Raw genomic sequence first — 4,446 nt, forward strand, 5'->3', positions numbered from 1 at the left:
TTACTTGGCGCTTCTCCAAGTGACCCGCTGTAAAAGCGGAACCAATAGCCGCCGTAACCGCAGAAACGGATATGTACCCAACCCCACCCAAAACCCTAAAAACTCCCTAAATGAATAACCCTACGCCTAATCAGCAGGGGTTTTTTTATGACCGCCCGTCGGCAAACGTCTGGAAAAATCGCGTCAAGGTCGCTGTCGGGACAGCGCTGGCGGTGCATGTTGGCAAGATTGACTTGACCGCCCTTCCCCCGAGCCGGGGAAAACGGTCATATTTATGTCATATCCGGTCCGCAAGCTTGCACATTGTGCGTAAACAACAGGTTGATAAAAACAAGGACGACCTCATGCCAACGCAAAACCCGCATCGCGTCGTCGGCTTGTGCACTTCCAGCAAGGTGTACAACGCACTGACTGAACTCAAGCACCTGGAAGGCCATCGCAGCGCCAAGTTTCTTTCGCTGCTGGCCGAAAACCTGGTGCGTAAAGGCCTGCTCAACGAGCAGGAAGTGGTTCACATGCTCGATCTGGTGGTCGACTGAGTCCAGGACTCATCCGCATCAATGACGACTATCGAGCGTGTTGATTGTCCGTTCAAACGCCAGATCCGTAAGGTAGCCCCATCGATTGATGGAGGTACTTATGTCCCAGGTTCAGATCATGTCCGTTATCGGCAGCGCCGTTCCCGCACCGCTCAGAGAGCTGGGATTGCTCGCCTGTTGGTATCTTGTGCAGGACGGCGAGCCGATCAGCGGTCCGCTCACTTCGCTGCCGGCCGCCCAGGCATTGTCGCAACGCATCGGCATAGGCCAGCTCAGTGCCTAAGGCAGTTGCACCCGCGGTTTGGTTTCGATGAAGATCGCCCAGCTCGACATGAACAGCGCCGCGATCAAGGGCCCGATAACAAAGCCGTTCAGGCCGAAAATCGCCAAGCCGCCCAGGGTTGAGATGAGGATCAGGTAGTCCGGCATCTTTGTATCCTTGCCCACCAGGATCGGTCGCAGCACGTTATCCACCAGTCCGATCACAAACACCCCGAACAACCCCAGCACCACCCCCTGCCAGATGGACCCGTTGAACAGGAAAAATGCCGCCACCGGCGCCCAGATAATCCCCGCCCCCACCGCCGGTAACAGCGACAGAAACGCCATCAATACCGCCCAGAGCAACGCGCTCGGGATGTCCAGAAACCAGAAAATCAGACCGCCCAACGCGCCCTGTGTGATCGCCACCAGCAGATTGCCCTTCACCGTTGCGCGCACCACACGGTTGAACTTGAGCTGCAAGCGGCGTTTCTGGTGTTCTTGCAGGGGGACCGCGGAGCGAACTTTTCGCGCCAGATCGGCGCCATCTCGCAGAAAAAAGAACAGCAGGTACAGCATGATGAAAAAACCCACCACAAAATCGAACGTCCCCTGACCGAAACTGAAGACCTGAGTGGCGACAAACTCATTGCCGGTCATCGCACTCTTGATGATCTTCTCCCGCAGCCCGTTCAGTTCGCCGACCCCGGCCCGATCAAGCAAATGCTGAAAATACGGCGGCAGGCTGTGTTTGAAGTGCGCCACATAGCCCGCGATGTCCAGTTCTCCGCTTTCGATGCTCTTGTAGAGCATCGCCCCTTCCTGGATCAGCAAGACACTGAGGATGATCACCGGCAGAATCGCAATCACCAGGCAGATACTCAGGGTAATCAGCGACGTCACGTTGCGCTGCCAGCCGAACTTCAATTGCATCCGACGCTGCAGCGGCGCGAACAGGATCGCGAGGATCACGGCCCAGAACACCGCGCCGTAGAACGGCAGCAAAATCCAGATAAACGCAATGGTGACCAGCCCTAGCAGGATCACCAGCGATTTGTTGTGTACCGTCTCTAGGTTCATGTCCGATCCATGTCAGTGCGCAGGGGACGCATGCTCTTGTGCTGAAGAGCGTTGCTGATGCTTAGTCCGCCACGGTTCGCGCGAGTGCCATCCGTTTGTTCATCAAGCATAGATCCAGATCAATAAAGCCTGCGGACCAGCCGTTTACCCTTGCCGGCTTTTGCGGTAGACACAGCCATGACTCTGCTCGCTCCCGAATTGCTGGCCCCGGCCGGCACCTTGAAAAACATGCGTTACGCCTTTGCCTACGGTGCCGATGCGGTCTATGCCGGCCAGCCGCGCTACAGCCTGCGGGTGCGCAACAATGAATTCGATCACGCCAACCTGGCCCTAGGCATCGCCGAAGCCCAGGCCCAGGGCAAACGCTTCTACGTGGTGGTGAACATCGCGCCGCACAACGCCAAGCTCAAGACCTTCCTGAAAGACCTGGCCCCGGTGATTGCCATGGCGCCGGATGCGCTGATCATGTCCGACCCGGGCCTGATCATGCTGGTACGCCAGCATTTCCCGCAGATGCCGATCCACCTGTCGGTGCAGGCCAACACGGTGAACTGGGCCAGTGTCGAGTTCTGGCAGCAACAGGGCTTGAGCCGGATAATCCTGTCGCGGGAACTGTCGCTGGAAGAGATCGCCGAGATCCGCCAGCACGTCCCGGCGATGGAGCTTGAGGTGTTCGTCCACGGCGCGTTGTGCATGGCCTACTCCGGGCGCTGTCTGTTGTCGGGCTACATGAACAAGCGCGACGCGAACCAGGGCAGTTGCACCAACGCCTGCCGATGGAAATACACGGCGACTCAGGCCACGGAAAATCATCTCGGCGAAATCGTCCAGACCTTCCAGCCCGAGCCGACCCTGGGTATCGGTACACCGACAGATCAGGTGTTCCTGCTGCAGGAAGCCAATCGCCCGGACGAACTGATGCCGGCCTTCGAAGACGAACACGGCACGTACATCATGAACGCCAAAGACCTGCGCGCAGTGCAGCATGTCGAACGCCTGACGCAGATGGGCGTGCACTCGCTGAAGATCGAAGGCCGGACCAAATCGCACTTCTATTGCGCACGCACCACGCAGGTTTACCGCCAGGCAATCGACGACGCGGTGGCCGGTCGCGCCTTCGATCGCGGCTTGATGACGGACCTGGAGTCCTTGGCCCAACGTGGCTACACAGAGGGTTTCCTGCGCCGGCACGTGCATGACGAATACCAGAACTACCAGCACGGCAGCTCGGTTTCAGAGCGCCAGCAGTTTGTGGGCGAGCTGACAGGCGAGCGGCGAGACCGGATGGCGCAAGTCACAGTGAAGAACCGTTTTGGCCTGGGCGATCACATGGAACTGATGACGCCCCAGGGCAATTTCCACTTCGACCTGCACCAGTTGCAGAACATTAAAGGCGAGCCTATCGACGTGGCGCCCGGTGATGGACACACGGTGTATGTGCCGATACCGGACGCGGTGGATCTGCGGTTCGGGTTATTGATGCGCGATGTTGGGGCGATGTAATCAACAGAGGCCCCACCCGCTAAAGAATCGCCTCGCGATGCCGACCACTTCAGTTCACATGTAGGTGGCGCGTATCGCCTGGAATGCCTATGACCCGCTCTGCCGTTATCGGTTTGTGTCTGTTGATTACAGGTTGCGCCAGTGCGCCTGAACCTGTGGCCCCCGACAGCCCGCAAAAAACCTTCGAGCAAAGTGCTGACGTGCGAACGCTGTTCAATGCGGCCTACGCCCCAACCCCGCAACTGTCGTCATTGGCGCCCTACTCGCCCCGCAGCAAAGTTGCGTCGAGCTATCAATCCGGCCCCGTCAAAGCCGAGGTCCTCAAGTCGATTGCCGATCTGAAACTGCCATCGCCCCTCAAGTCGATCAACCGTGTCGTCGTGCGCTCGCTCGACCTCGGCTACCTGGGCGGCACGCCGGTGCAGAGTGAGCAACGCTATGAAACCGATCCACAGAGCGGGCAACTGCTGTTGCAATGGCCAGGCAAGGTGTCGGATACCCGATCGGTCAATTTCAGAGGGTTGCTGACCCTGCGCCTCGACCGTCAGTACACCGACCGTGAATTGCCCGTGTCGTATGCCGTCGACACCGACAAGCTGACATTCACCGGTGACTGGCGAGCGATGGCCGTCGGTTCATCGTTGGGCTATCAGATCACCCAGCAACGGCGCACTACGCTCAAAGGCAACTCGCTGGAAGTGGAAACCCTTGAATGCGTGGTTGAGCGTCAGATAGATGCTTCGCAGGTCAACTCGTCGTTGCAGGGCGGCGCCAAGGAGTTGAGTTGCACGCTGCAAGGTGAGGAACTGAAAGCCACCGCCACGATGTATTACCTTCAGGATTACGGTTATTTCTTCCGGACCCGCTATCACTCTGGTTGGATCGCGGATGTGCGAACGACCCTGGTTAGCGTTGAGTGATTGATTCGGCATAACAACCGGCGCATTGGTCGTAATGCTGTTCACTTAAGAAAGTATTGGGATTGGGTACATATCCGTTTTTTTGGTGACGGCGGCTATTGGTTCCGCCCTGACGGCGGGTCACTTGGAGAAGCGCCAAGTAA

The 4,446-nt window shown here is 58.1% G+C and carries 5 protein-coding genes; 4 read left to right on the forward strand and 1 reads right to left on the reverse strand.

The window, feature by feature from the left end:
* The first annotated feature begins 344 nt into the window (after positions 1–344).
* Entirely contained in the window at positions 345–539 is a 195-nt protein-coding gene (locus tag QRN31_RS29770) for a hypothetical protein (protein ID WP_111449099.1), read from the forward strand.
* Between the two features lie 100 nt (positions 540–639).
* Positions 640–822 (forward strand): hypothetical protein, encoded by a 183-nt coding sequence (locus QRN31_RS29775; protein ID WP_285436405.1) that lies wholly within the window; start codon positions 640–642, stop codon positions 820–822.
* Here the strand turns inward: QRN31_RS29775 and QRN31_RS29780 are convergent.
* Positions 819–1,880, reverse strand: a complete 1,062-nt coding sequence (locus QRN31_RS29780) for an AI-2E family transporter (RefSeq protein WP_285436407.1) — start codon at positions 1,878–1,880, stop codon at positions 819–821. The genes QRN31_RS29775 and QRN31_RS29780 overlap by 4 nt on opposite strands.
* Positions 1,881–2,057: 177 nt before the next feature.
* On the opposite strand from QRN31_RS29780, the gene trhP reads away from it, so the two are divergent.
* Both trhP and QRN31_RS29790 read left to right on the forward strand, forming a co-directional pair.
* Complete coding sequence (gene trhP / locus QRN31_RS29785; protein ID WP_285436409.1) at positions 2,058–3,383, forward strand: prephenate-dependent tRNA uridine(34) hydroxylase TrhP; 1,326 nt, start codon at positions 2,058–2,060, stop codon at positions 3,381–3,383.
* Between the two features lie 89 nt (positions 3,384–3,472).
* Entirely contained in the window at positions 3,473–4,303 is an 831-nt protein-coding gene (locus QRN31_RS29790; protein ID WP_285436411.1) for a hypothetical protein, read from the forward strand.
* The last annotated feature ends 143 nt before the right edge of the window (positions 4,304–4,446 follow it).

Origin of the sequence: Pseudomonas sp. fls2-241-R2A-110 (assembly GCF_030209165.1) — a bacterium.
Lineage (GTDB): Bacteria > Pseudomonadota > Gammaproteobacteria > Pseudomonadales > Pseudomonadaceae > Aquipseudomonas.

Excerpts from the sequence above, each read along its gene's own strand:
- QRN31_RS29775 (WP_285436405.1), top strand. The coding sequence starts at position 640 with ATGTCCCAGGTTCAGATCATGTCCGTTATCGGCAGCGCCGTTCCCGCA.
- QRN31_RS29780 (WP_285436407.1), bottom strand. The coding sequence starts at position 1,880 with ATGAACCTAGAGACGGTACACAACAAATCGCTGGTGATCCTGCTAGGG.
- trhP (WP_285436409.1), top strand. The coding sequence starts at position 2,058 with ATGACTCTGCTCGCTCCCGAATTGCTGGCCCCGGCCGGCACCTTGAAA.
- QRN31_RS29790 (WP_285436411.1), top strand. The coding sequence starts at position 3,473 with ATGACCCGCTCTGCCGTTATCGGTTTGTGTCTGTTGATTACAGGTTGC.
- QRN31_RS29770 (WP_111449099.1), top strand. The coding sequence starts at position 345 with ATGCCAACGCAAAACCCGCATCGCGTCGTCGGCTTGTGCACTTCCAGC.